General features: G+C 67.4%; 27 protein-coding genes. 18 read left to right on the forward strand and 9 right to left on the reverse strand.

Annotated elements, in window-relative coordinates:
- The first annotated feature begins 15 nt into the window (after positions 1–15).
- The 7 genes from WFQ67_RS11660 (at position 16) to WFQ67_RS11690 (ending at position 5,033) form a co-directional block, all read left to right on the forward strand.
- Positions 16–756 carry a flagellar motor protein gene (locus tag WFQ67_RS11660; protein ID WP_111260869.1) on the forward strand — a complete coding sequence of 247 codons (741 nt, stop codon included), beginning with the start codon at positions 16–18 and terminating at the stop codon, positions 754–756.
- Between the two features lie 10 nt (positions 757–766).
- On the forward strand, positions 767–1,654 hold the full coding sequence (gene motD, locus WFQ67_RS11665) for a flagellar motor protein MotD (RefSeq protein ID WP_337056948.1): 888 nt from the start codon (positions 767–769) through the stop codon (positions 1,652–1,654).
- 40 nt (positions 1,655–1,694) lie between these two features.
- Positions 1,695–2,483 carry a ParA family protein gene (locus tag WFQ67_RS11670; RefSeq protein ID WP_111260938.1) on the forward strand — a complete coding sequence of 263 codons (789 nt, stop codon included), beginning with the start codon at positions 1,695–1,697 and terminating at the stop codon, positions 2,481–2,483.
- An 87-nt stretch (positions 2,484–2,570) separates the two neighbouring features.
- Positions 2,571–3,497, forward strand: a complete 927-nt coding sequence (locus WFQ67_RS11675; protein WP_173177818.1) for a CheW domain-containing protein — start codon at positions 2,571–2,573, stop codon at positions 3,495–3,497.
- Positions 3,498–3,595: 98 nt separating this feature from the next.
- Entirely contained in the window at positions 3,596–4,075 is a 480-nt protein-coding gene (locus tag WFQ67_RS11680; protein ID WP_021220567.1) for a chemotaxis protein CheW, read from the forward strand.
- Between the two features lie 4 nt (positions 4,076–4,079).
- Positions 4,080–4,487, forward strand: coding sequence for a DUF2802 domain-containing protein (locus tag WFQ67_RS11685; protein ID WP_213630627.1), 408 nt, complete (start codon positions 4,080–4,082; stop codon positions 4,485–4,487).
- 117 nt (positions 4,488–4,604) lie between these two features.
- On the forward strand, positions 4,605–5,033 hold the full coding sequence (locus tag WFQ67_RS11690; protein WP_213625447.1) for a rhodanese-like domain-containing protein: 429 nt from the start codon (positions 4,605–4,607) through the stop codon (positions 5,031–5,033).
- Here the strand turns inward: WFQ67_RS11690 and WFQ67_RS11695 are convergent.
- Complete coding sequence (locus tag WFQ67_RS11695) at positions 5,023–5,358, reverse strand: EscU/YscU/HrcU family type III secretion system export apparatus switch protein (protein WP_213625446.1); 336 nt, start codon at positions 5,356–5,358, stop codon at positions 5,023–5,025. The two genes, WFQ67_RS11690 and WFQ67_RS11695, sit on opposite strands and share 11 nt — an antisense overlap.
- A 37-nt stretch (positions 5,359–5,395) precedes the next feature.
- Positions 5,396–6,934: a flagellar hook-length control protein FliK gene (gene fliK, locus WFQ67_RS11700; RefSeq protein ID WP_337056949.1), complete on the reverse strand. Its 1,539-nt coding sequence runs from the start codon at positions 6,932–6,934 to the stop codon at positions 5,396–5,398.
- Between the two features lie 151 nt (positions 6,935–7,085).
- Here fliK and ccmA point away from each other — a divergent pair, with 151 nt between their 5' ends.
- The 11 genes from ccmA (at position 7,086) to WFQ67_RS11755 (ending at position 15,244) form a co-directional block, all read left to right on the forward strand.
- Entirely contained in the window at positions 7,086–7,721 is a 636-nt protein-coding gene (gene ccmA, locus WFQ67_RS11705; protein WP_213625444.1) for a cytochrome c biogenesis heme-transporting ATPase CcmA, read from the forward strand.
- On the forward strand, positions 7,718–8,389 hold the full coding sequence (gene ccmB, locus WFQ67_RS11710) for a heme exporter protein CcmB (protein ID WP_173177826.1): 672 nt from the start codon (positions 7,718–7,720) through the stop codon (positions 8,387–8,389). The genes ccmA and ccmB overlap by 4 nt, the downstream gene beginning before the upstream one ends.
- 165 nt (positions 8,390–8,554) lie before the next feature.
- Entirely contained in the window at positions 8,555–9,310 is a 756-nt protein-coding gene (locus WFQ67_RS11715; RefSeq protein WP_173177828.1) for a heme ABC transporter permease, read from the forward strand.
- Positions 9,307–9,483 carry a heme exporter protein CcmD gene (gene ccmD, locus WFQ67_RS11720; RefSeq protein ID WP_111260860.1) on the forward strand — a complete coding sequence of 59 codons (177 nt, stop codon included), beginning with the start codon at positions 9,307–9,309 and terminating at the stop codon, positions 9,481–9,483. The genes WFQ67_RS11715 and ccmD overlap by 4 nt, the downstream gene beginning before the upstream one ends.
- Complete coding sequence (gene ccmE, locus WFQ67_RS11725; RefSeq protein WP_213625443.1) at positions 9,480–9,932, forward strand: cytochrome c maturation protein CcmE; 453 nt, start codon at positions 9,480–9,482, stop codon at positions 9,930–9,932. Before ccmD ends, ccmE begins: the two co-directional genes overlap by 4 nt.
- A gap of 4 nt (positions 9,933–9,936) precedes the next feature.
- Entirely contained in the window at positions 9,937–11,910 is a 1,974-nt protein-coding gene (locus tag WFQ67_RS11730) for a heme lyase CcmF/NrfE family subunit (RefSeq protein WP_263150244.1), read from the forward strand.
- Positions 11,907–12,443 (forward strand): DsbE family thiol:disulfide interchange protein, encoded by a 537-nt coding sequence (locus tag WFQ67_RS11735; protein WP_337056953.1) that lies wholly within the window; start codon positions 11,907–11,909, stop codon positions 12,441–12,443. The genes WFQ67_RS11730 and WFQ67_RS11735 overlap by 4 nt, the downstream gene beginning before the upstream one ends.
- Complete coding sequence (locus WFQ67_RS11740; RefSeq protein WP_337056954.1) at positions 12,440–12,925, forward strand: cytochrome c-type biogenesis protein; 486 nt, start codon at positions 12,440–12,442, stop codon at positions 12,923–12,925. The genes WFQ67_RS11735 and WFQ67_RS11740 overlap by 4 nt, the downstream gene beginning before the upstream one ends.
- Complete coding sequence (ccmI, locus tag WFQ67_RS11745; protein ID WP_337056955.1) at positions 12,925–14,133, forward strand: c-type cytochrome biogenesis protein CcmI; 1,209 nt, start codon at positions 12,925–12,927, stop codon at positions 14,131–14,133. The genes WFQ67_RS11740 and ccmI overlap by 1 nt, the downstream gene beginning before the upstream one ends.
- A 25-nt stretch (positions 14,134–14,158) precedes the next feature.
- Entirely contained in the window at positions 14,159–14,563 is a 405-nt protein-coding gene (locus WFQ67_RS11750; protein WP_337056957.1) for a hypothetical protein, read from the forward strand.
- 117 nt (positions 14,564–14,680) lie between these two features.
- The gene (locus WFQ67_RS11755) at positions 14,681–15,244 is read left to right on the forward strand and encodes a DUF4124 domain-containing protein (protein ID WP_213625438.1); all 564 of its coding nucleotides are present in this window, start codon (positions 14,681–14,683) and stop codon (positions 15,242–15,244) included.
- Between the two features lie 75 nt (positions 15,245–15,319).
- Here the strand turns inward: WFQ67_RS11755 and WFQ67_RS11760 are convergent, their stop codons facing one another.
- The 7 genes from WFQ67_RS11760 to WFQ67_RS11790 form a co-directional block, all read right to left on the reverse strand.
- Positions 15,320–16,318 carry a sulfate ABC transporter substrate-binding protein gene (locus WFQ67_RS11760; protein WP_271103350.1) on the reverse strand — a complete coding sequence of 333 codons (999 nt, stop codon included), beginning with the start codon at positions 16,316–16,318 and terminating at the stop codon, positions 15,320–15,322.
- Positions 16,319–16,405: 87 nt separating this feature from the next.
- Positions 16,406–17,023 carry an HD domain-containing protein gene (locus tag WFQ67_RS11765; RefSeq protein ID WP_213625436.1) on the reverse strand — a complete coding sequence of 206 codons (618 nt, stop codon included), beginning with the start codon at positions 17,021–17,023 and terminating at the stop codon, positions 16,406–16,408.
- Positions 17,010–17,852 carry an ion transporter gene (locus WFQ67_RS11770; RefSeq protein ID WP_337056959.1) on the reverse strand — a complete coding sequence of 281 codons (843 nt, stop codon included), beginning with the start codon at positions 17,850–17,852 and terminating at the stop codon, positions 17,010–17,012. The genes WFQ67_RS11765 and WFQ67_RS11770 overlap by 14 nt, the downstream gene beginning before the upstream one ends.
- A gap of 41 nt (positions 17,853–17,893) precedes the next feature.
- Positions 17,894–18,814, reverse strand: coding sequence for an urea transporter (locus WFQ67_RS11775; protein WP_337056960.1), 921 nt, complete (start codon positions 18,812–18,814; stop codon positions 17,894–17,896).
- 120 nt (positions 18,815–18,934) lie between these two features.
- Complete coding sequence (gene pyk / locus WFQ67_RS11780; protein ID WP_213625433.1) at positions 18,935–20,350, reverse strand: pyruvate kinase; 1,416 nt, start codon at positions 20,348–20,350, stop codon at positions 18,935–18,937.
- Positions 20,347–21,621 carry a glycerate kinase type-2 family protein gene (locus WFQ67_RS11785; RefSeq protein WP_337056961.1) on the reverse strand — a complete coding sequence of 425 codons (1,275 nt, stop codon included), beginning with the start codon at positions 21,619–21,621 and terminating at the stop codon, positions 20,347–20,349. Before WFQ67_RS11785 ends, pyk begins: the two co-directional genes overlap by 4 nt.
- A gap of 178 nt (positions 21,622–21,799) precedes the next feature.
- Complete coding sequence (locus WFQ67_RS11790) at positions 21,800–22,690, reverse strand: 2-hydroxy-3-oxopropionate reductase (RefSeq protein WP_337056962.1); 891 nt, start codon at positions 22,688–22,690, stop codon at positions 21,800–21,802.
- Between the last annotated feature and the right edge of the window lie 4 nt (positions 22,691–22,694).

Below are 22,694 nucleotides of genomic sequence, written 5' to 3' on the forward strand. Positions count from 1 at the left end.
GGAGAGCACGCTTCAATGGATGTACTGAGTCTCGTCGGGGTCATTCTCGCGCTCGTCGCGATCATCGGTGGCAACTACCTGGAAGGTGGGCACGCTGGGGCCTTGCTCAACGGCCCTGCGGCGCTGATCGTCATCGGCGGTACCCTCGGCGCGGCGTTCCTGCAGACCCCCATGAGCGTGTTCAAGCGCTCCCTGGTCGTCATCCGCTGGATCATCTTCCCGCCGCAGATCGACCTCGCCGGCGGCATCAACCGCGTGGTCGGCTGGAGCATGGCGGCGCGCAAGGAAGGCCTCCTGGGACTGGAGCCCATCGCCGATTCCGAGCCCGACGCCTATGCCCGTAAGGGCCTCCAGCTGCTGGTGGACGGCGCCGAGCCGGAGGCCATCCGCAGCATCCTCGAAGTGGACCTCTACACCCAGGAAGCCCGCGACTTCCAGGCCGCCAAGGTGTTCGAGAGCATGGGCGGCTACGCTCCGACCATCGGCATCATCGGCGCGGTGATGGGCCTGATCCACGTGATGGGCAACCTGGCCGATCCCAGCCAGCTGGGCGGCGGTATCGCGGTGGCCTTCGTCGCCACCATCTACGGCGTCGGCTTCGCCAACCTGCTGCTGCTGCCCATCGGCAACAAGCTCAAGTCCATTGCCATGCGCCAGTCGCGCTACCGGGAAATGCTGCTCGAAGGCATCCTTTCCATCGGCGAGGGCGAGAACCCGCGCTCCATCGAGTTGAAGCTGCAAGGCTTCATGGACTGATGGAGGCGACATGGCCCGCAGACGTCATCAGGAAGAACACGAGAATCACGAGCGTTGGCTGGTCTCCTACGCCGACTTCATCACCCTGTTGTTCGCCTTCTTCGTGGTGATGTATTCCATCTCCTCGATCAACGAAGGCAAGTACAAGATCCTCTCGGAGAGCCTGACCGGGGTCTTCAACCAGCCGGACCGTTCGATCAAGCCGATACCCGTGGGCGAGGAGCGCCCGCGCACCACCGAGTCCGACAAGTCCATGACCCAGGACTCCGGCAGCAGCGACGGCGACGCCAGCGATCCGTTGCGGGAAATCACCCGCAACATCAGCGATGCGTTCGGCGACCTGATCAAGGACGAGCAGATGACGGTTCGCGGCAACGAGCTGTGGGTGGAGATCGAGTTGAACTCCAGCCTGCTGTTCCCCAGCGGCGACGCCATTCCGGCCAACGAAGCCTTCACCATCATCGAAAAGGTCGCGAAGATCCTCGCCCCCTACGAAAACCCGGTGCACGTGGAAGGTTTCACCGATAACCTGCCGATCAGCACGGCGAACTATCCTTCCAACTGGGAATTGTCTACGGCGCGGGCTGCGAGCATCGTGCGGATGTTGTCGATGGACGGTGTGAACCCGGCGCGGCTGGCGGCGGTCGGCTATGGCGAGTTCCAGCCGGTAGCCGACAACGCGACGGCGGAAGGGCGCGGGCGTAACCGCCGCGTGGTATTGGTGATCTCCCGCAATCTGGACGTGCGTCGCGCGGTGAGCGGCGTCGGCAGTGCCAATGCGAAACCTGATGGCGCCTTGCAGCGTGCTGGCACGCAACCTGCACCGTTGCCCGCAGCGAGCCCCTCTGCAGAGGGGGGCGTCAATTCCCCGTCGCCGGCCCCCGCAGGCGGACAATGATTCTCGGCAAGGCGGCGTTTCTGCCGGGAGGATGAAGAAGATGAGAGTTTGGGCGGTAGCCAATCAAAAGGGTGGTGTAGGCAAGACCACCTCGTCGATCGCACTGGCGGGCCTGCTGGCCGACGCCGGCAAGCGCGTGGTCGTGGTCGACCTCGACCCCCACGGTTCGATGACCAGTTACTTCGGGCATGACCCGGATACCCTGGAGCACAGCTGCTTCGACCTGTTCCTGCACCAGGGCAACGTGCCGGATGGCCTGCCGCGCCAATTGTTGCTGCAGACCAGCCACGAGCGCATCTCCCTGCTGCCTTCCAGTACCGCGCTGGCGACCCTGGAGCGCCAGTCTCCGGGGCAGAACGGCCTGGGCCTGGTGGTCGCCAAGAGCCTGGCGCAGCTGTGGCAGGAGTTCGACCACGCCATCATCGACAGCCCGCCGCTGCTGGGCGTGCTGATGGTCAACGCCCTGGCTGCCAGCCAGCAACTGGTGATCCCGGTGCAGACCGAATTCCTCGCGGTGAAAGGCCTGGAGCGCATGGTCAGCACGCTGGCCATGATCAACCGCTCGCGCAAGCAGGCGCTGCCGTACACCATCGTCCCGACCCTGTTCGACCGCCGCACCCAGGCCTCCCTGAATACCCTGCGGGTGCTGCGCAACTCCTATCCCGAGCACCTGTGGCCGGCCTATATCCCGGTGGACACCCGCCTGCGTGATGCCAGCCGCGCCGGGGTCACGCCTTCGCAGTACGATTCCAACAGCCGTGGGGTGATCGCCTACCGTGCGCTGCTCAAGCATCTGCTCAGCCAGCAACTGGCCGCCCAGGTAGCCTGAAATGAGCGTCTATGCTGAATTGCATCCCTCAAGTCGCGCGGCCTTGCTGCCGATAGACTCTGGAGTCCACTCCTGCAGGTCCCATCAATGAGCCGTACCGTCGCCACCGCCACAAGGCCGCAGCTGGCCTTGCAGTCCTACCTCGATTCCCTGTTGCAGGAAGCGACGATCGAACTCGCCGACAGCATCACCCTGGACGAGTTCGAGGCAGCGGTGCTGGAAGAGCAGGTCCGCGATGCCCGCCTGATGACCGCCAAGCCGGTGATCGCGGCTGTGCCATCGCCTGCGCCCGTGGCGGCTCCTTCGGTGGTCGCCGCTGCGGTCGCGGCGCCGGCACCCGTTGCCAGGCCGGTGATCGAGGCCGCGCCGTTGCGTACGCTGGTCGCCGCGCCAACCGAGCTGCGTACCGAGGCCGTGCCCGCCGCCCCCGTGGCGCCGGCCGCTCCCGTCGCTCCCGTTGCCCGCCCCAGCCTGGTCGAGCCGGTTGCCGAGCTCAAGGCTGTCAACGCGCCGCTGCTCGACAGCGAGCCGATGTCCTTCGACGAGCGTCCGAGCTGGGCCGAAGAGCCGTTCGAGTGCCTGCTGTTCGACGTGGCCGGCCTCACGCTCGCGGTCCCGTTGGTCTGCCTGGGCTCCATCTACCCCCTGGCCGGCCAGGAGCTGACCCCGCTGTTCGGCCAGCCCGACTGGTTCCTCGGCATCCTGCCGAGCCAGGCCGGCAACCTGAAGGTACTCGACACCGCGCGCTGGGTCATGCCGGACCGGTACCGCGATGATTTCCGCGAAGGCTTGCAGTACGTTATCTCCGTCCAGGGCTACGAATGGGGCCTGGCCGTCCACCAGGTGAGCCGCTCCATCCGCCTGGACCCGAGCGAGATCAAGTGGCGCACCCAGCGCACCCAGCGTCCCTGGCTCGCCGGTACCGTGATCGAACACATGTGCGCGCTGCTGGATGTCTCCGCGCTGGCCGAACTCATCGCCAGCGGCGCCGTCAAGAAGATGTCGCTCAACTGAATGCCGGCGCCTCGCACGAGCGTGGCGCCCAGGTTTGTAAAAAAGCGGGCAGAACCCGCGAACGCCGCCCCGGGCGGTTCTAGAAGAGGCTAGGGAACATGAAGAAATCGTCAGGGCAAGGTTCCGAAGATCCCATCCTGCAATGGGTGACTTTCCGCCTGGACAACGAGACCTACGGCATCAACGTGATGCAGGTCCAGGAAGTGCTGCGCTACACCGAGATCGCGCCGGTCCCGGGTGCCCCGAGCTACGTGCTGGGCATCATCAACCTGCGCGGTAACGTCGTCACCGTGATCGACACCCGCCAGCGCTTCGGCCTGGATTCGGCCTCGGTCACCGACAACACCCGCATCGTCATCATCGAGGCGGACAAGCAGGTGGTGGGCATCCTCGTCGACAGCGTCGCCGAAGTGGTCTACCTGCGTCAGTCCGAGGTCGAGACCGCGCCCAACGTGGGCAACGAGGAATCGGCCAAGTTCATCCAGGGCGTCTGCAACAAGAACGGCGAGCTGCTGATCCTGGTCGAGCTGGACAAGATGATGAGCGAAGAAGAGTGGTCGGAGCTGGAGAGCATCTGACGTGCTGATCGAGATCGCGCTGGCGGTCCTGGCGGTCGCCTGTGCAGCCCTCGCAGTCACCTGCGTGCGGCTGCAGAAAGGGCAGCGCCTGGCCGTCGAGGAGCAGGCCAGGCGGGACGCCGTGCGCGATCAGCGGATCAAGGAGCTCGCCCGGCGGCTCGACGCCTACCTCAGCGGCAGCATCCGCATGGGGGAGGAGTTGCACGAGCTGCGCCGGGTGGTGGCGCCGCTGCCCGACAAGGTCAGCCAGATCGAGCAGCGCGATCCCAGCAGCCTGTCCTTCACCCAGGCCGCGCGGCTTGCCGGCATGGGCGCCAGCGTCGACGACCTCACCCATTCCTGCGGCCTCACCCAGGCCGAGGCCGAGCTGGTCAGCAAGCTGCAACTCGCCCGCAAGCAGAAGCAGGGCTGAGCCCCGCTAACTCCCTCCCGCTCTAACCACCCCATTCCCTCTGAACCAATAGTTCCAAGGCCTGCTCCGGTCGCTGCCTAAGCTCAAGGCTCGGGTATCGATTCCACGAGGTCCGCCATGCGACTTCTGCCGCTCCTGCTGTTGTGCGTCCTGCCGTTGGCCTTGGCCGAGGAAGCGCCCCTGAGCGTCAAGGGGGCGACCACGGTGAATGTGCTCCAGGCCAAGCGGCTGTACGACTACGGCGCCCTGTTCATCGATGTGCGGCCTTTGGCGGAATGGAGCTGGGGCCATGTGCATGGCGCCGTGCACCTGGACCTGGCCGATCGCTTCGCCGGCCTGGCGATGCCCCACTGGCCCCGGCATGTGCCGCTGGTGATCTATTGCGACAGCGACGTCTGCCCCAGAGGCGCCTTGGCGGCGCAGCTCGCGGTGAGCTGGGGCTACAAGCAGGTGTTCTATTTCCGTGATGGCTACTTCGCCTGGCAGTTGCTCGACTTCCCGCTGGGCAAGGGCGTCGAGGGCGAGGTGCTGGCCTTCAGCCCTTAGGGCCGCCCAGCAACGGCACCGCTGGGGTGACGTCGCGCTCGCCATCGGCGACGAAGCCTGCCGGGCACTTGCCCTTGAGGTACCAGGCGAAGGCGATGATCTCGGCGATGGTGCGATAGAGCGCCTCGGGGATGGCCTCGCCCAACTCCATGCGCGCCAACAGGCGCACCAGCTCGGCGTTCTCGTAGATCGGCACTTCGTACTCTCGCGCGATGGCAAGGATCGCTTCCGCCAGTTCGTCGTCGCCCTTGGCGGTCAGGCTGGGGGCGGTGGCGCCGTCGTAGGAGAGGGCGATGGCCTGGCGTGGCTGCTTGGCCTGGGTCATTGCGGTGTGCTCCGGCTGCGCGGGAAGGGCAGGGCGTTCATGCGGTCTCGTCCACCCAGCGCTGTTGCAGGTTGGTGCGCGGGCCTTGCGGCGGTATGCCCTGGCGGCAGGCCAGTTCGCTGACTTCGAGGCCGGCGGACACCAGGCGCTCACGCAGGTTGGGCAATTCACCATCGATCAGGCTCGCGGTGCGCGCACGCTCGGCCCAGAGCTGGCTGGAGATGGCGCCGCGTATCAGTTGCGCCTGCACCTGCAGCGGCCCAAGGGGCTCCATATCGAAGGCCAGCTCGATGCGCCACAGGGTCTCCTTCTGTTCTTCCTTGCGCTTCTGCGGGGTCTGCTCCTGCTGCACCTTCACCTGCAGGGGCACGATGTCCTGGTTGTTGCGCATGGGCAGTTCCAGCTGCCAGGTGGTGAGCAGGTTGCCCTCGGGTGTCATCTGCGACTGGGCGAGGCTCGACAACTGGTGGGTCTGCAGGCGCGAGACCGCGGCCGCCGCCATCTTCAGCAGCAGCTCCAGGTCGCCTTCGCCCTCGGCCTGCTGCGCCAGGCGCGAGGGCAGGGGGAAGCTCAGGGCCTGTTGCCGGGCGCTGGCCTGGCCCAGGGAGCCCAGGGCACTGCGGATGAAGGCCGGCAGGGCCTGGGCCATGGCGTTGCTGGCGCCGGCGGTGGGCAGCGCGGCTGGGCCGTTGGGCAGATTGGGCAGTAGTTGGGCGATCAGGCGCAGCAGGTTGCCCTTGATGTCCTGGCCCAGGGCTGCCCCATGGCCAGCCAGCAGGCGCGCCTCCAGCAGGGCGCCGCTGTTCTCCATGGCCTTGGCCAGCAGCTTGGCGTCACTGAGCTGGGAGACGTCGGGCAGGCTCGCCAGCAGGCGGTCGACGGTGCCGCGCAGGTTGGTTGGGAACTCGTCGCCCATGCCCTTGAGCGCCTGCACCAGGCCCTCCAGCGAACCCTGGCGGCTCTGCTGGGTCGCGAGCTGCTGGGTGAGGGCGAGCTGGTCGAGCTGGGCGGACAGGGGCAGGAACTGCAGGGACTGGCTGCTCTGCACCTGGGCGCTGAGCAGGCTGCCGAGGGGCAGCGGCAGCGGGCCTTCCACCGCCATCTGGCGACCGGCCAGCGGTGTGTTGATCAGGTTGATCAGGGAGCGGTAGACGGTGCTGCGGGCCTCGGCCAGTTGCTCGCTGGAGACCACCTTGCCCTGCACCAGGGTGCCCACCGGCAACTGGTCCAGATCGATGCTGTCCAGTACGGCGGTGCCGCCGGGCTGCAGGGCCACCATCAGTCGGGTTTCCGAGACGGCGGTGACGTTGAGCAGGCTGCCCTGGGCCAGGGGGCGGTTGCTGCTGGCTTCCACCGTGGCCTGCTGGCCACCGTTCAGGGTGAGCTTGAGCAGCACCTGGAAACTGTTCTGTGCGTTTTCCTTGACGCTGACCACTTCGGCGTCCGCGCTGTCACCCGCTGCGAGCAGCCCGCCGATCGGCTGCAGCAGCTTCACGGCGGCTTCCGCAACCGTCTGCACGGGGCGGCTGGCCGCCGGGGTGGCACTGATGGGGCGCGAGGAACTGATCTCGGTCATCAAGGGTAACAACCTGTTGAAAAGCCCCCTTCGGGGGCCGTGGTGGACATGTATAATGCCGCTCCGTCCGGGCCGGGCGCCGAACTCGCGCGCACCTGAGTATAGCGGCCGACACCTCCATGACTTGAGTTCCCCCAGGGTATCCGTTGCCGTGACCAGTCCTTATCTCGAGACCCACGACCTCGCCTGCGAGCGCGACTGGCGGATGCTGTTCGAGCGGCTCGACCTGCGCCTGGGTCACGGCGAGATGCTGCAGGTCGCCGGCCCCAACGGCAGTGGCAAGACCAGCCTGTTGCGCCTGCTCTGCGGGCTCATGCAGCCGACCGCCGGCGAGGTGCGCCTGAAAGGCGTGGCCCTCGCCGGGCAGCGCGGCGAACTCGCCCGCGAACTGCTGTGGATCGGCCACGCCGCCGGCATCAAGGGCCTGCTCAGCCCCGAGGAGAACCTCGCCTGGCTCTGCGCCCTGCACCAGCCGGCCAGCCGCGATGCCATCTGGCAGGCGCTGGAGGCGGTGGGCCTGCGCGGCTTCGAGGACGTTCCCTGCCATACCCTGTCCGCCGGCCAGCAGCGCCGCGTGGCCCTGGCGCGCCTGTACCTCGACGCGCCGCCGCTGTGGATCCTCGACGAACCCTTCACCGCCCTCGACAAGCAGGGCGTGGCGCAACTTGAGGAACACCTGGCCCAGCATTGCGATGCGGGCGGCCTGGTGGTCTTCACCACCCACCACAGCATGGCCCGTGTCCCCGCCGGCTACCGCGAACTCGACCTCGGACGGCGCGCCGCATGATCCGTGTATTCGGCCTGGTGGTCGCCCGCGAAGCGCGCCTGCTGTTCCGCCGACCGGCGGAGCTGGCCAACCCCCTGGTGTTCTTCGCTATCGTCATCGCCTTGTTCCCCCTGGCCGTCGGACCGGAGACGCAATTGTTGCAAAGCCTTTCTCCGGGGCTGGTCTGGGTGGCGGCCCTGTTGGCCGTCCTGCTCTCGCTGGACGGGCTTTTCCGCAGTGATTTCGAGGATGGATCGCTGGAACAGTGGGTCGTTTCGCCGCACCCCCTGCCGCTTCTGGTTTTGGCCAAGGTACTGGCACACTGGCTTTTTTCCGGGCTGGCACTGGTGCTGCTGGCGCCCTTGCTGGCGCTGATGCTGGGCCTGCCTGCGCGCTGTTTGCCGGTGCTGCTCGGTTCGTTGCTGTTGGGTACGCCGGTGCTGAGCCTGCTCGGCGCGGTCGGCGCTGCCCTGACCGTTGGTCTCAAGCGCGGCGGGCTGTTGCTGGCGCTGTTGATCCTGCCCCTGTACATCCCGGTGCTGATCCTTGGCAGCGGGGCGCTACAGGCGGCCCTGCAAGGACTGCCGGCGGTGGGCCACCTGTTGTGGCTGGCCTGCCTCACCGCCCTGGCGGTGACCCTGACTCCCTTTGCCATAGCCGCCGGCCTGACCATCAGCGTCGGCGAATAAGAAACAGAGTTGCCTGACCATGAGAAAGCTGTTGAAAAACCTAGCGAGCGCAGCCGAGACAAGGCGAAAGCAGGCGAGGGCGCTGAGCTTAGTCGCCCTGAATGAGCAGCCCGAGCCTGCTTTCAACGCAGTAACGGCAAGCGCAGTAGTTTTGAGGCAGCCTTCATGAACTGGACCTGGTTCCACAAGCTGGGCTCGCCCAAATGGTTCTACGAGATCAGCGGTCGCTGGCTGCCCTGGTTCGCCTGGGCTGCGGGCATCCTGATCCTCGTCGGCCTGGTCTGGGGCCTGGCCTTCGCGCCGCCGGACTACCAGCAGGGCAACAGCTTCCGCATCATCTACATCCACGTGCCGGCCGCCTTCCTGGCGCAGTCCTGCTACGTGATGCTGGCGGTGTGCGGCGTGGTCGGCCTGGTGTGGAAGATGAAGCTCGCCGACGTCGCCCTGCAGGCCGCCGCGCCCATCGGCGCCTGGATGACCGCCATCGCGCTGCTCACCGGGGCCATCTGGGGCCGCCCGACATGGGGCGCATGGTGGGTGTGGGATGCCCGACTGACGTCGATGCTCATCCTCCTTTTCCTCTACTTCGGTGTCATTGCCCTGGGCCAGGCGATCAGCAATCGTGACAGCGCCGCCAAGGCCTGCGCGGTGCTGGCCATCGTCGGCGTGATCAACATCCCGATCATCAAGTACTCGGTGGAGTGGTGGAACACCCTGCACCAGCCGGCCACCTTCACCGTCACCGAGAAACCGGCCATGCCCGCCGAGATGTGGGTGCCGCTGCTGATCATGGTGCTGGGCTTCTACTGCTTCTTCGCCGCCGTGCTGATGGTGCGCATGCGCCTGGACGTGTTGCGCCGCGAAGCGCGGGCCAGCTGGGTCAAGGCCGAAGTGAAGGCGCTGGTGGAGAAGGCATCGTGAATTTCGCAACGTTCGGCGAGTTCCTCGCCATGGGCCATCACGGCCTCTATGTCTGGACCGCCTACGGCATCAGCCTGGCGATCCTGATCCTCAACGTCGCGCTGCCGCTGATGGCGCGCCGTCGCTACCTGCAAGACGAGGCGCGCCGTTTGCGCCGGGAGGAGTCGAAGTGAATCCGGTCCGCAAGAAGCGCCTGTTCATCATCCTGGCCATCCTGGCCGGTGTGGGAATCGCCGTGGCGCTGGCGTTATCGGCGTTGCAACAGAACATCAACCTGTTCTACACCCCCACGCAGATCGCCAACGGCGAAGCGCCGAAGGACACCCGCATCCGCGCGGGCGGCATGGTGCGTGATGGCTCGGTGCGGCGCTCGCAGGATTCGCTCGAGGTGCAGTTCGTGGTCACCGACTTCGCCAAGGACGTGACCATCCGCTACCACGGCATCCTCCCCGACCTGTTCCGCGAAGGGCAGGGCATCGTCGCCCTGGGCAAGCTCGACGCCGATGGCGTGCTGGTGGCCGATGAAGTGCTGGCCAAGCACGACGAGAAGTACATGCCGCCGGAAGTGACCAAGGCGTTGAAAGAAAGCGGCCAGATGGCCCCTGCGAAGAAAGAGGGCTGATTCCATGATTCCCGAACTCGGCCACCTGGCCCTGATCCTCGCCCTGTGCATGGCCGCCGTGCAGGCGACCCTGCCGCTGATCGGCGCCTGGCGCGGTGATCGCCAGTGGATGAGCCTGGCCCAGCCCGCCGCCTGGGGGCAGTTCGCCTTCCTGGCGTTCGCCTTCGGCTGCCTCACCTACGCCTTCATGGTCGACGACTTCTCCGTCTCCTACGTCGCCAGCAACTCCAACAGCGCGCTGCCCTGGTACTACAAGTTCAGTGCCGTGTGGGGCGCCCACGAGGGCTCGCTGCTGCTCTGGGCGCTGATCCTCGGCGGCTGGACCTTCGCCGTGTCGGTGTTCTCCCGGCAGTTGCCGGAGGTGATGCTGGCCCGCGTGCTCGCGGTGATGGGCATGATCAGCATCGGCTTCCTGTCGTTCCTGATCATCACCTCCAACCCCTTCAACCGCCTGCTGCCGAACATGCCGGCCGACGGCAACGACCTCAACCCGCTGCTGCAGGACTTCGGCCTGATCGTCCACCCGCCGATGCTCTACATGGGCTACGTGGGCTTCTCGGTCGCCTTCGCCTTCGCCATCGCCGCACTGCTCGGCGGCCGCCTCGACGCCGCCTGGGCGCGCTGGTCGCGCCCGTGGACCATCATCGCCTGGGCCTTCCTCAGCGTCGGTATCGTGCTCGGCTCCTGGTGGGCCTACTACGAGCTCGGCTGGGGCGGCTGGTGGTTCTGGGACCCGGTGGAAAACGCCTCCTTCATGCCCTGGCTGGTGGGCACCGCGCTGATCCACTCCCTCGCGGTGACCGAGAAGCGCGGCGTGTTCAAGAGCTGGACGGTGCTGCTGGCCATCGCCGCCTTCTCCCTCAGCCTGCTGGGTACCTTCCTGGTCCGTTCCGGCGTGCTGACCTCCGTGCACGCCTTCGCCTCGGACCCGGAGCGCGGCGTGTTCATCCTGATCTTCCTGCTGATGGTGGTGGGCGGCTCGCTGGCCCTGTTCGCCGTCCGCGCGCCGGTGGTCAAGAGCCAGGTGGGCTTCGCCCTGTGGTCCCGCGAAACCCTGCTGCTGGTGAACAACCTGGTGCTGGTGGTGGCCGCCTCGATGATCCTCCTCGGCACCCTCTACCCCCTGGTGCTGGACGCCATCTCCGGCGCCAAGCTGTCGGTGGGCCCGCCGTACTTCAACGCCCTGTTCGTGCCGCTGATGGCGCTGCTGATGGTGGTCATGGCGGTCGGCGTGCTGGTGCGCTGGAAAGACACCCCGATGAAGTGGCTGCTGGGCATGCTCGGGCCGGTGCTGATCGGCAGCCTGGTGCTCGGCATGCTCGGCGCGTTCATCTATGGCGACTTCCACTGGGCGGTGCTGGCGGTGTTCGCCCTGGCCGCCTGGGTGGTATTGGCCGGCGTGCGCGACCTGCTCGACAAGACCCGCCACAAGGGCCTGATCAAGGGCGCCCGCAGCCTGACCCGCAGCTACTGGGGCATGCAACTGGCCCACGCCGGTATCGCCGTGTGCGCCCTGGGCGTGGTGCTTTCCAGCCAGTACAGCGCCGAGCGCGACCTGCGCCTCGCTCCGGGCGAGTCCGTGGAACTGGGTGGTTATCGCTTCGTGTTCGAGGGCGCCGCCCACCACGAGGGCCCCAACTTCACCTCCGACAAGGGCACCGTGCGCGTGCTCGATGGCGACCGCGAGATTTCCGTTCTGCACCCGGAGAAGCGCCTGTACACCGTGCAGCAATCGATGATGACCGAGGCGGGCATCGATGCAGGCCTGACCCGCGACCTCTACGTGGCCCTGGGCGAACCCCTGGGCGACGGCGCCTGGGCCGTGCGCGTGCACGTCAAGCCCTTCGTCCGCTGGATCTGGCTCGGCGGCCTGCTGATGGGCCTGGGTGGCGTGCTGGCAGCGTTCGACCCGCGCTACCGGGTCAAGGTGAAGACCCGCGTGCGTGACGCACTGGGCATGGCTGGAGCGCAAGCATGAAGCGCCTGATCCTGTTGCTGCCCCTGGTGATCTTCCTGGGTGTGGCGGTATTCCTCTATCGCGGCCTGTTCCTCGACCCGGCCGAGCTGCCTTCGGCGCTGATCGGCAAGCCCGTCCCGGCCTTCTCCCTGCCGTCCGTGGACGGCTCGCGCACCCTCAGCGAGGCCGACCTCAAGGGCAAGCCGGCGCTGGTCAACGTCTGGGGCACCTGGTGCATCTCCTGCCGGGTCGAGCACCCGGTGCTGAACAAGCTGTCGCAGATGGGCGTGGTCATCCACGGCGTCAACTACAAGGACGACAACGCTGCCGCGCTGAAATGGCTGAAGGAGTTCCACAACCCCTACCAGCTGGACATTCGTGACGAGAAGGGCAGCCTCGGGCTGGACCTGGGCGTCTACGGTGCCCCCGAGACCTTCCTGATCGACAAGGACGGCATCATCCGCCACAAGTTCGTCGGCGTGATCGACGAAGTCGTCTGGCGCGAGCAGCTGGCGCCGCTGTACCAGGCCCTGGTCGACGAGGCCGGGCAATGAAGCGCCTGCTCGCCACCCTGGCTCTCGGCCTCGCCCTCATCGGCGTGGCCCGCGCGGCCATCGACACCTACGAGTTCAAGGACGAGGCCGAGCGCGAGCGTTTCCGCGTGCTCACCGAGGAACTGCGCTGCCCCAAGTGCCAGAACCAGAACATCGCCGACTCCAACGCCCCCATCGCCACCGACCTGCGCCGCGAGATCTTCCGCATGCTGGAAGAGGGCAAGGGCGACGACGAGATCGTCGACTACCTGGTCGCCCGCTACGGCGACTTCGTGCGCTACAAGCCGCCGGTCAACGGCCGCACCCTGCTGCTCTGGTACGGCCCGGCGGGCCTGCTGGTGGGCGGCCTGCTGGTGCTCGGGGTGATCGTGCTGCGCCGCCGTCGTGTCGAGAACGCGCCGGGTGATGCACTGCTTTCCAGCGATGAGCGCGCCCGCCTGGATGCGCTGCTCAACCAAGAGACTCAGGACAAGAACCACTGATGATCGATTTCTGGCTCGCCGCCGGCCTGCTCCTGCTGGTCGCCCTCGCATTCCTGCTGATCCCCGTGTTGCGTGGCCGCAAGGCCCAGGCCGAAGAGGATCGCACCGCTCTCAACGTCGCCCTGTACCAGGAGCGCCTGGCCGAACTCCAGGGCCAGCGCTCCGCCGGCACCCTCACCGAGGAGCAGCTCGAGGCCGGCCGTGCCGAAGCCGCGCGTGAGCTGCTGGCCGACACCGAGGGCGCCGACACCGGCCGCAGCTCGCGCCTGGGCAAGGCCTTGCCGCTCGCGGCCGCGCTGGCCGTGCCGCTGCTGGGCATCGGCCTTTACCTGCATTGGGGCGCCAGCGACAAGGTCGAGCTGGCCCGTGAGATGCGCGAGCAACCGCGCACCATCGAAGAGATGACCGCGCGCCTGGAAAAGGTCGTGCAGGCGCAGCCGGATTCCGCCGAAGGCTGGTATTTCCTCGGCCGTACCTACATGGCCCAGGAGCGTGCCGGCGATGCCGCCAGGGCCTACGAGCGCGCCGTGCAGGTCGCCGGCCGCCAGCCCGAGCTGCTGGGGCAGTGGGCCCAGGCGTTGTATTTCGCCAGCCAGAAGCGCTTCACCCCCGAGGTGCAGGCGCTGACCGAAGAGGCCTTGAAGGCCGACGCCAACGAAGTCACCAGCCTTGGCCTGCTGGGCATCGCCGGCTTCGAGGAGGGCCGCTTCAAGGACGCCATCGGCTACTGGGAGCGCCTGATCGCGGTGTTGCCGCAGGACGATCCGTCCCGCGGCGCCCTGCAGGGCGGCATCGAGCGTGCCCGCGAGAAGCTCGCCGAGAGCGGTGAAACGCTGCCGGAGCGCGATACCGTCACCAAGTCCATGCCGCAGCTGAAGGTCCGTGTCGACCTGGCCGCCGCGCTCAAGGACAGGGTGCAGCCGGGGGATGCGGTGTTCATCTTCGCCCGCGCCGCCGAAGGCCCGCCCATGCCGCTGGCCGTCAAGCGCCTGACGGTGAAGGACCTGCCGGCCGAGGTGGTGCTCAGCGACGCCGATGCGATGATGCCGCAGCTGAAGATCTCCAACTTCGCCCAGGTGCAGCTGGTGGCGCGCATCTCCCGCGAGGGCAATGCCAAGGCAGGCGAATGGATCGGACGCAGCCCGGCGTTGTCTAGTGCTGTGCAGGAGCAGCAGCGCCTGACCATCGACAGCCCGGACCAGCCCTGATCCATCGACCCGAGAGCACGCAGCCATGAATTCGACCCTTCGACTTTCCCTTGCCTGCCTGCTCCTCGGTCTCGCCGGCTGCTCCTTGCAGCCGCCGGCGCCCGAGCACGGCGGCGGGCCTGCCGCGCCGCAACAGCTGCCGCCGCCCGGCCAGCAGAACCGCCCGCCAGTGACGCCGTCCCAGCCGCTGCCGCCCAAGGTCACGCGCATGAAGAGCCACCCGCGCTACGCGCCGCCGCCCGGCGTTGCCTGCTACTGGGACACCGCGCTCGGGGTGTACGTACTCGAGGGCGAGCAGGACCTCTACTACCGCGAGCGCACCTACTACCACTGGGACCAGGGCTGGCACTGGTCCAACAGCCCCAACGGCCCCTGGCAGCCCACCGATTCCAGCGGCGTGCCCGCCGGCCTCGGGCGCCGCCATCCCTGAGCCCGGTCGCGCGTCCTGACGCGCGGTCATGCCGTTCCGACCACCGTCACCACGGCGCGTGGACAGCCTGGCAGCCCTTGTGTACTGTGCTGGCGTTCTGCCATTTGGAGCACAAGGATGTTCGCTCGCATCGCCCTGGCCTTTCTGGCCATGCTCATCGCCCAGCCGGTTCTCGCCCAGGTCTACCAGTGGCGCGACGAACAGGGGAAGGTGCATTTCACCGATACCCCGCCACCGGAAAGCCGCAATGTCACCGAGCAGAAGCTTCAGGTGAACACCATCCAGGGCCTGGACGACTCCGAGCTCCAGCGCACCTCCTCGCGCAGCACCCTGTTCGAGGACGACGAGGAAGAGCTGAACCCCGGGCAACTGCACCAGAAAGGCATGGTGCAATGTGCCGCCGCCATCCGCCGCATGCCGTCGCTGATCACCGAGACGCAGAAGATCGGTCGCGAGGCCGTGCGCCAGAAGCGCGCGACCCAGGCGCAGCTGGACGACGCGATGTACAAGATGGACACGGCCTACAAGGAGATGAAACGCAACGAGAAGGCCTGCGCGAGCGACTACGCCAAGGGGGGCACGGCGCGCCTGGCGGTCAACTGCCTGGCCGATACCGATGACGTGATGAGCTTCGGCCTGTGCATGAAGTTCGGCGAATGGGCCAGCACCTTCGGGCAGTGAGGCTGGCGGTTCCGGCCTGATCCACAAAGAAGAACGGCGACCCGAGGGTCGCCGTTTTCGTGTCTGCCGCCCGGCTTACTGGCCGGTGTAGACCTGGTCGAAGACGCCACCGTCGTTGAAGTGGGTCTTCTGCACGTCACGCCAGTCGCCGAAGGTCTTCTCCACGGAGAGGAATTCGACCTTGGGGAAGCGGTCGGCGAACTTGGCGAGGATCTCCGGGTTGCGCGGGCGCAGGTAGTTGTTGGCGGCGATGGTCTGGCCCTCGTCGCTCCACAGGTACTTCAGGTACGCCTCGGCGGCCTCGCGGGTGCCTTTCTTGTCGACCACCTTGTCGACCACGGCCACCGGCGGCTCGGCTTCGGCGGAGACGCTCGGGTAGACCACCTCGAAGCCGCCACGGCCGAATTCGCGGGCGATCATCTCGGCTTCGTTCTCGAAGGTCACCAGTACGTCGCCGATCTGGTTCTGGATGAAGGTGGTGGTGGCGGCGCGGCCACCGGTATCGAGCACCGGCGCCTGCTTGAACAGCTTGCCGACGAACTCCTTCGCCTTGTTCTCGTCACCACCGTTCTTCAGCACGTAGCCCCAGGCGGAGAGGTAGGTGTAGCGGCCGTTGCCGGAGGTCTTGGGGTTGGGCACCACCACCTGGACGCCGTCCTTGAGCAGGTCCGGCCAGTCCTTCAGACCCTTGGGGTTGCCCTTGCGCACGATGAACACGGTGGCGGAGGTGAAGGGGGCGCTGTTGTTCGGCAGGCGCTCGGCCCAGTTCTGCGGCACCAGGCCGCCGTTGTCGGCCAGGGCGTTGATGTCGGTGGCCTGGTTCATGGTGATGACGTCGGCGGGCAGCCCGTCGATCACGGCACGGGCCTGCTTGCTGGAGCCGCCGTGGGACATCTGCAGGGTGATGTTCTCGCCTTTCTCCTGCTGCCAGTGCTTCTGGAAGGCGGCGTTGTAGTCCTTGTAGAAGTCGCGCATCACGTCATAGGAGACGTTGAGCAGGGTAGGGGCGGCCTGGGCCGCGCTGGCCAGTGCCAGGCCCGCTGCCAGCAGCGAAGCGGAGAACAGACGTTTCACGGATCGTTCCTTCTAGGGGGTGAGAGCAAGGGAATATAGCGGTGTGCCATATATTCTTTTAAATACTGAAAACGAATTTGCTTATTCTCAGGCCAAGGCCTGCAGGGCGCCAAGCAGATTCTTGCGCGCGGGCTGCTCCCAGCGCTGCGCCAGCGGTGCCTTGTGGTAGAGGCGGGGCATGTCCAGCAACTGCTTCAGCAGCTTGCTGCGCCCGGCTCGGAACAGCGGTTCCGGCACCCATTCGTACTCGGCGCGCACGGCCTTTTCGTAAGCCTCGTAGAGCGAGGGCGGTGCTGCCAGGATCGACAGGTCCAGGTCCACCACCAGCTCGGCATCACCGGCACGCGGCGGTTCCATGTGGCGGGTGGCGAGGATCAGTCCGCGCAGCGCCTCGCCGTGCTCGCCAAGCCCGGCCTGGAGCAGCCAGGCGACCGTCTGTTCGGCACTGGCGGCCTCGTTGTCCTGGCGCTGCGGGTCGTACACCAGGTCGTGGGTCCAGAGCGCCAGTTCGACCCGGTCGGGGTGGTCCGCCAAGTGGCTCCATTCGTCGAAGTGGCCCAGGCAGGCGCTGATGTGGGCGGTGCTGTGGTACTGGCGCTGGGGCGCACCGTAGGCCTCACGCAGCTGATCGAAGCTGCCTTCGGGTGCGGGCGCGCCCAGGCGCAGCCAGAGGGCGTCCCAACGTGCCTGATCAAGGTGTTTCATGTTCGCCTCCTCGCGGGAAAAGCGGGTTGCCGCAGCGGCTGCAGAAGCTCGCGGCGGATTCGTGTGTGCGCTTGCGGCAGGTGGCGCACTCCCGGTCCAGCTGTCCGTCCTGGCGCATGGCGTTGGCCAGCTCGGCGCTGAAGATACCGGTGGGTACGGCGATGATCGAGTAGCCGGTGATCATCACCAGGCTGGCCACTGCCTGGCCCAGTGGCGTTTTCGGGGTGATGTCGCCGAAGCCGACGGTGGTCAGGGTCACCACCGCCCAATAGATGCTGGTGGGAATGCTGGTGAAACCGTTCTCCGGGCCTTCGATCACGTACATCAACGCGCCGAACACCACCACCAATGTCGAGACGCTGAGCAGGAACACCGCGATCTTCTGCCGGCTGCCGCGCAGCGCGCTGAGCAGGAAGTTCGCCTGCACCAGGTAGTGGCGCAGCTTGAAGATGCGGAACACCCGCACCAGGCGCAGGGCGCGGACGATCAACAGGTACTGGGCATCCGGGTAGAAGAGCGCGACCACCCCGGGGATGATCGCCATCAGGTCCACCAGGCCGAAGAAGCTGAAGACGTAGCGCAGCGGCTTCGGCGCGCTGTACAGGCGCAGCAGGTATTCCGCGATGAACAGCGCGGTGATCGCCCACTCGAGCCCGGACAGCAGGCCGGCGTGGCGACGGTGGATGTGCTCGACGCTGTCCAGCAGCACGATGGCCAGGCTGGCCAGGATCAGCCAGATGAGCCAGGTGTCGAAGCGCCGCCCGGCCGGGGTGTCGGCCTGGAAGATGATGCTGTACAGACGCTCGCGCCTGCTGTGTGCCTCGGCCATGGAGTCCTCCTCAGGAAACGAACCTTAGCAGAGCCGCCCTTTCAGTGGCGCATATGGGTGGGGCGCTGCCGCGTGCCGTTCTGGCGCAGCAGGCGGCCGCCGGCGATCACCAGCCAGCAGGCGAGGATGAATGGCGCGGTCATGGCGGGCAGCCCGAAGGTGGCGAAGCCGGGTTGCAGCAGCACGCCGAGGGCGACGCCGATGACGACCACCGGCAGGCTGGCCAGGCGCTTGCCCAGGGCGATGCCGATGAGCACGCCGTTGAGGCTGAACAGGCCGGCCAGCAGCGTGTCGGTGGGCAGCTTCAGGCAGAGGCCCAATGCCAGCGCCAGGGCGCTGCCGAACGCCGCCCAGAGCGCCACCCGCCAGGAGGCCAGGAGCAGGGCGAGGAGCACGCAGGCCCCGGCCAGCGGGTCGGCGAGGAAGATCACCTGGCCGAAGCCGCGCAGCAGGGCGAGGAGCAGGCCGATGCTATCGGCGTCGAGAACGACCGCCGGCGCCGCCGCTGGAGCGGTCAGCTGCAGCCCATGGGCCAGCCACAGCAGCACCCAGCCGAAGCCGACGAAGGGGCTGGTGAAGGCGGGCAGCCACTCGCGCTCCCGCGCGTTGCGCAACAGGCGGTGCAGCAGCAGGGTGGAAAGGCCGGCGCAACAGACGATCAGCAGCGGCAGGTGCAGCGTCCACTCGAAGCGCGCACCCAGCAACATGCCCAGAAGCACGCCGTTGTAGCCGTAGAGGCCGGCTTCCACGTCCTCGCGCGGGTAGCCCCGGCGCAGGGCGGTGAGCCAGCTGGCGAAACCGCCGAGCAGGGCACCGCCGAGCAACTGCGGCGCGCCGACGAGGATGGCGCAGAGCAGCAGGGCGCCGCAGCCGGGGTGGCGCTGCAGGAAGATCTGGCTGAAACCGTTGAGCTGGGCACTGGCCCAGGAACGGGCATCGCAAGGCAGAGGAAGGTGTCGCATGGTGTGGCCGGTTGAAAGGGAAAAGGCGCCCGTCCCTGGGACGTGGCGCCTGCGGATGGCATTCGACCTGCCGGAGCAGGGCGGCCCGGTGCGTCTGCGCGCGCCGTGGCCGCGGCTGGATCAGTCCAGGTGGGCGATACGCAGCATGTTGGTGGAGCCGGGCTGGCCCAGGGGCACGCCGGCGGTGATCACCAGGGTGTCGCCGGTGCGGGCCATGCCCTGGGCGCGGGCGATCTCCAGCGCGGTGCCGGTGACGTCCTCGACCTTGTCCAGGCGCTGGTTGACCACCGAGTAGACGCCCCAGGCCACGGTCAGGCGGCGGGCGGTCTCCAGGCTCGGGGTGAGGCTGAGGATCGGTGCCTTGGGGCGCTCGCGGGAGGCGCGCAGGCTGGAGCTGCCGGACTCGGTGTAGTTCACCAGGGTCGCCACCGGGAGGATGCTGCTGATGCGGCGGATGGCGCAGCTGATGGCGTCCGAGGCGGTGGCTTCGGCCTGCGGGCGGCTGACGTCGAGCTGGGACTGGAAGTCCGGGCCCTGTTCCACCTGGCGGATGATCTTGCTCATCATCTGCACGGTTTCCAGCGGGTAGTCACCGGAGGCGGTCTCGGCCGAGAGCATCACGGCGTCGGTGCCTTCGGCCACGGCATTGGCGACATCGGTCACCTCGGCGCGGGTCGGCGCCGGGGAGAAGCGCATGGATTCCAGCATCTGGGTGGCGACCACCACCGGGCGGCCGAGCTGGCGGCAGGTGCGGATGATGTCCTTCTGGATGCGCGGCACGTTCTCGGCCGGCACTTCGACGCCCAGGTCGCCACGGGCGACCATGATGGCGTCGCAGAGGCGGGCGATTTCTTCCAGGTGTTGCACGGCGGAGGGCTTCTCGATCTTGGCCATCAGCGCGGCGCGGCCCTGGATCAGGCCCCGGGCCTCGACTATGTCCTCGGGGCGCTGGACGAAGGAGAGGGCGACCCAGTCGACGCCCAGCTCGAGGCCGAAATCGAGGTCGCGGCGGTCCTTGGCGGTCAGCGGGGACAGCTGCAGCACGGCCTCGGGGACATTGACGCCCTTGCGGTCGGACAGCTCACCGCCGGCGATCACCCGCGTGTCGATGGCATCGGCGTGCTTGGCGGTCACCTGCAGGCGCAGGCGGCCGTCGTCCAGCAGCAGGTTCATGCCCGGCTGCAGGGCTTCGATGATCTCGGGGTGGGGCAGGTTGACCCGGCTGGCGTCGCCCGGGGTCGTGTCCAGGTCCAGGCGCAGGGCCTGGCCGCGCTCCAGGTGGACCTTGCCTTCGGCGAAACGGCCGACCCGCAGCTTGGGCCCCTGGAGGTCCATGAGGATGCCGATCGGGCGGGCCAGCTGGCGCTCGACCTCGCGCACCCATTGGTAGCGCTGGGCGTGGTCGGCATGTTCGCCGTGGCTGAAGTTCAGGCGGAACAGGTTGACCCCGGCCTCCACCAGCTGGCGGATGTCGTCGACGCCCTTGATGGCCGGGCCGAGGGTGGCGAGGATTTTGACTTTCTTGTCGGAGGTCATTGTGCGGGGCTCTCGAGAATCAGGATGGCGCGGAAGTCGTTGACGTTGGTACGGGTCGGCTCGGTGACGATCAGGCTGTCGAGGGCGGCGAAGTAGCCGTAGCCATTGTTGTTGTCGAGCTCGTCGCTGGCGGACAACCCGAGCTCCGCGGCGCGGGCGTGGCTGGTCGGGGTCATGATGGCGCCGGCGTTGTCCTCGGAGCCGTCGATGCCGTCGGTGTCGCCGGCCAGGGCGTAGACGCCGGGCAAGCCCTTGAGGGTGTGGGTGAGGCTCAGCAGGAACTCGGCGTTGCGCCCGCCACGGCCGTTGCCGCGCACGGTGACGGTGGTCTCGCCGCCGGAGAGGATCACGCAGGGCGGCTTGATCGGCTGGCCATGGAGGACGATCTGCCGGGCGATGCCGGCGTGGACCTTGGCCACCTCGCGGGACTCGCCTTCCAGATCGCCGAGGATCAGCGGGGTGAAGCCGGCGGCGCGGGCCTTCTCGGCAGCGGCATCGAGGGATTGCTGGGGCGTGGCGATCAATTGGAAGTGGCTGCGCGAGAGCACCGGGTCACCGGGCTTCACGGTCTCCGAGCGCGGGTCCTGCAGCCAGGCGCGGACGTTGGCCGGCACCTCGATCTGGTAGCGCACGAGGATTGCCAGGGCCTCCGCCGAGGTGGTCGGGTCGGCGACGGTGGGGCCGGAGGCGATGACCGTGGCTTCGTCGCCGGGCACGTCGGAGATGGCGTAGGTGTAGACGCTGGCCGGCCAGCAGGCCTTGGCCAGGCGACCGCCCTTGATCGCGGAGAGGTGCTTGCGCACGCAGTTCATCTCGGAGATGGCGGCGCCGGACTTCAGCAGCGCCTTGTTGATCGCCTGCTTGTCCTTGAGGCTGATGCCCTCGGCGGGGAGGGCCAGCAGCGAGGAGCCGCCGCCGGAGAGGAGGAAGATCACCCGGTCGCTTTCGCTCAGGCCGCTCACCAGCTCCAGCACGCGCCGGGCGGTCTCCAGGCCGGCAGCATCCGGTACCGGGTGCGCTGCTTCCACCACCTCGATGCGGCGGCAATTGGCGCCATGCCCGTAGCGGGTTACCACCAGGCCTGTGATCTCGCCCTGCCATTCCTGCTCGATCACCTCGGCCATGGCGGCCGCGGCCTTGCCGGCACCGATGACGATGAGGCGGCCGCTGCGGTCGGCGGGCAGGTGGTCGGCCAGGACCTGGCGCGGGTGGGCGGCGGCGATGGCGGTAGCGAAGAGGTCGCGCAGCAGGCTTTGCGGATCGAATGACATGACAGACTCCGGAGGGGCGCTGAATTCTTGTTCTGAGGGGCTTTCTAGGCCGATTGCAGTCCTGAAGGGTCGTACACGACCCTTCAGGACTGGAATCGACCCACCTGGCCATTGGGCCGTGACTCCGCCGGCCAGGAAGGTCGAAAGGGGTGCCGGGCGGGTGCCTGGCGAAAGCGGCTTACTCTTTGCGGATGGAGAAGTTGGCCATGTGCTCCAGGCCCTTCACCAGCGCGGAGTGGTCCCAGTTGCTGCCGCCGATGGCGGCGCAGGTGCTGAAGACCTGCTGGGCGTTGGCGGTGTTGGGCAGGTTCAGGCCCAGCTCGCGGGCGCCGGACAGGGCCAGGTTGAGGTCCTTCTGGTGCAGGCTGATGCGGAAGCCCGGGTCGAAGGTGCCCTTGATCATGCGCTCGCCGTGCACTTCGAGGATCTTCGAGCCGGCGAAGCCGCCCATCAGCGCTTCACGCACCTTGGCCGGGTCGGCGCCGTTCTTGGCGGCGAACAGCAGGGCTTCGGCGACGGCCTGGATGTTCAGGGCGACGATGATCTGGTTGGCGACCTTGGCGGTCTGGCCGTCACCGTTGCCACCCACGCGGGTGATGTTCTTGCCCATGGCCTGGAACAGCGGCAGGGCGCGTTCGAAGGCGTTCGGGCAGCCACCGACCATGATGCTCAGGGTCGCGGCCTTGGCGCCGACTTCCCCGCCGGACACCGGGGCGTCCAGGTAGGAGGCGCCGGTGGCCTTGACCTTCTCGGCGAAGACCTTGGTGGCGGAAGGGGAGATGGAGCTCATGTCGATCACCACCTTGCCGGCGCCGACGCCCTCGACCACGCCGTCCTTGCGGAACAGTACGTCGTCGACCTGGGGGGTGTCCGGAACCATGATGACGATGAACTCGGCTTCCTGGGCCACTTCGCGCGGGTTGGCCAGGGCGATGCCGTTGTCGCCGAGCAGGTCGGCGGGCGCCTTGTCGAAGTGCTCGGAGAAGAACAGGGTGTGGCCGGCTTTCTGCAGGTTCTGAGCCATGGGCTTGCCCATGATGCCGGTGCCGATGAATCCGATCTTGGCCATGTGG

The sequence above is a fragment of the Pseudomonas sp. USHLN015 genome (genome assembly GCF_037153275.1).
GTDB lineage: Bacteria > Pseudomonadota > Gammaproteobacteria > Pseudomonadales > Pseudomonadaceae > Metapseudomonas > Metapseudomonas tohonis.

Bases quoted from the DNA above. Each gene is read 5' to 3' on its own strand.
- WFQ67_RS11660 (WP_111260869.1), top strand. From the start codon at position 16: ATGGATGTACTGAGTCTCGTCGGGGTCATTCTCGCGCTCGTCGCGATC.
- motD (WP_337056948.1), top strand. From the start codon at position 767: ATGGCCCGCAGACGTCATCAGGAAGAACACGAGAATCACGAGCGTTGG.
- WFQ67_RS11670 (WP_111260938.1), top strand. From the start codon at position 1,695: ATGAGAGTTTGGGCGGTAGCCAATCAAAAGGGTGGTGTAGGCAAGACC.
- WFQ67_RS11675 (WP_173177818.1), top strand. From the start codon at position 2,571: ATGAGCCGTACCGTCGCCACCGCCACAAGGCCGCAGCTGGCCTTGCAG.
- WFQ67_RS11680 (WP_021220567.1), top strand. From the start codon at position 3,596: ATGAAGAAATCGTCAGGGCAAGGTTCCGAAGATCCCATCCTGCAATGG.
- WFQ67_RS11690 (WP_213625447.1), top strand. From the start codon at position 4,605: ATGCGACTTCTGCCGCTCCTGCTGTTGTGCGTCCTGCCGTTGGCCTTG.
- WFQ67_RS11695 (WP_213625446.1), bottom strand. From the start codon at position 5,358: ATGACCCAGGCCAAGCAGCCACGCCAGGCCATCGCCCTCTCCTACGAC.
- fliK (WP_337056949.1), bottom strand. From the start codon at position 6,934: ATGACCGAGATCAGTTCCTCGCGCCCCATCAGTGCCACCCCGGCGGCC.
- ccmB (WP_173177826.1), top strand. From the start codon at position 7,718: ATGATCCGTGTATTCGGCCTGGTGGTCGCCCGCGAAGCGCGCCTGCTG.
- WFQ67_RS11715 (WP_173177828.1), top strand. From the start codon at position 8,555: ATGAACTGGACCTGGTTCCACAAGCTGGGCTCGCCCAAATGGTTCTAC.
- WFQ67_RS11730 (WP_263150244.1), top strand. From the start codon at position 9,937: ATGATTCCCGAACTCGGCCACCTGGCCCTGATCCTCGCCCTGTGCATG.
- WFQ67_RS11735 (WP_337056953.1), top strand. From the start codon at position 11,907: ATGAAGCGCCTGATCCTGTTGCTGCCCCTGGTGATCTTCCTGGGTGTG.
- WFQ67_RS11740 (WP_337056954.1), top strand. From the start codon at position 12,440: ATGAAGCGCCTGCTCGCCACCCTGGCTCTCGGCCTCGCCCTCATCGGC.
- ccmI (WP_337056955.1), top strand. From the start codon at position 12,925: ATGATCGATTTCTGGCTCGCCGCCGGCCTGCTCCTGCTGGTCGCCCTC.
- WFQ67_RS11750 (WP_337056957.1), top strand. From the start codon at position 14,159: ATGAATTCGACCCTTCGACTTTCCCTTGCCTGCCTGCTCCTCGGTCTC.
- WFQ67_RS11755 (WP_213625438.1), top strand. From the start codon at position 14,681: ATGTTCGCTCGCATCGCCCTGGCCTTTCTGGCCATGCTCATCGCCCAG.
- WFQ67_RS11765 (WP_213625436.1), bottom strand. From the start codon at position 17,023: ATGAAACACCTTGATCAGGCACGTTGGGACGCCCTCTGGCTGCGCCTG.
- WFQ67_RS11770 (WP_337056959.1), bottom strand. From the start codon at position 17,852: ATGGCCGAGGCACACAGCAGGCGCGAGCGTCTGTACAGCATCATCTTC.
- WFQ67_RS11775 (WP_337056960.1), bottom strand. From the start codon at position 18,814: ATGCGACACCTTCCTCTGCCTTGCGATGCCCGTTCCTGGGCCAGTGCC.
- pyk (WP_213625433.1), bottom strand. From the start codon at position 20,350: ATGACCTCCGACAAGAAAGTCAAAATCCTCGCCACCCTCGGCCCGGCC.
- WFQ67_RS11785 (WP_337056961.1), bottom strand. From the start codon at position 21,621: ATGTCATTCGATCCGCAAAGCCTGCTGCGCGACCTCTTCGCTACCGCC.
- WFQ67_RS11790 (WP_337056962.1), bottom strand. From the start codon at position 22,690: ATGGCCAAGATCGGATTCATCGGCACCGGCATCATGGGCAAGCCCATG.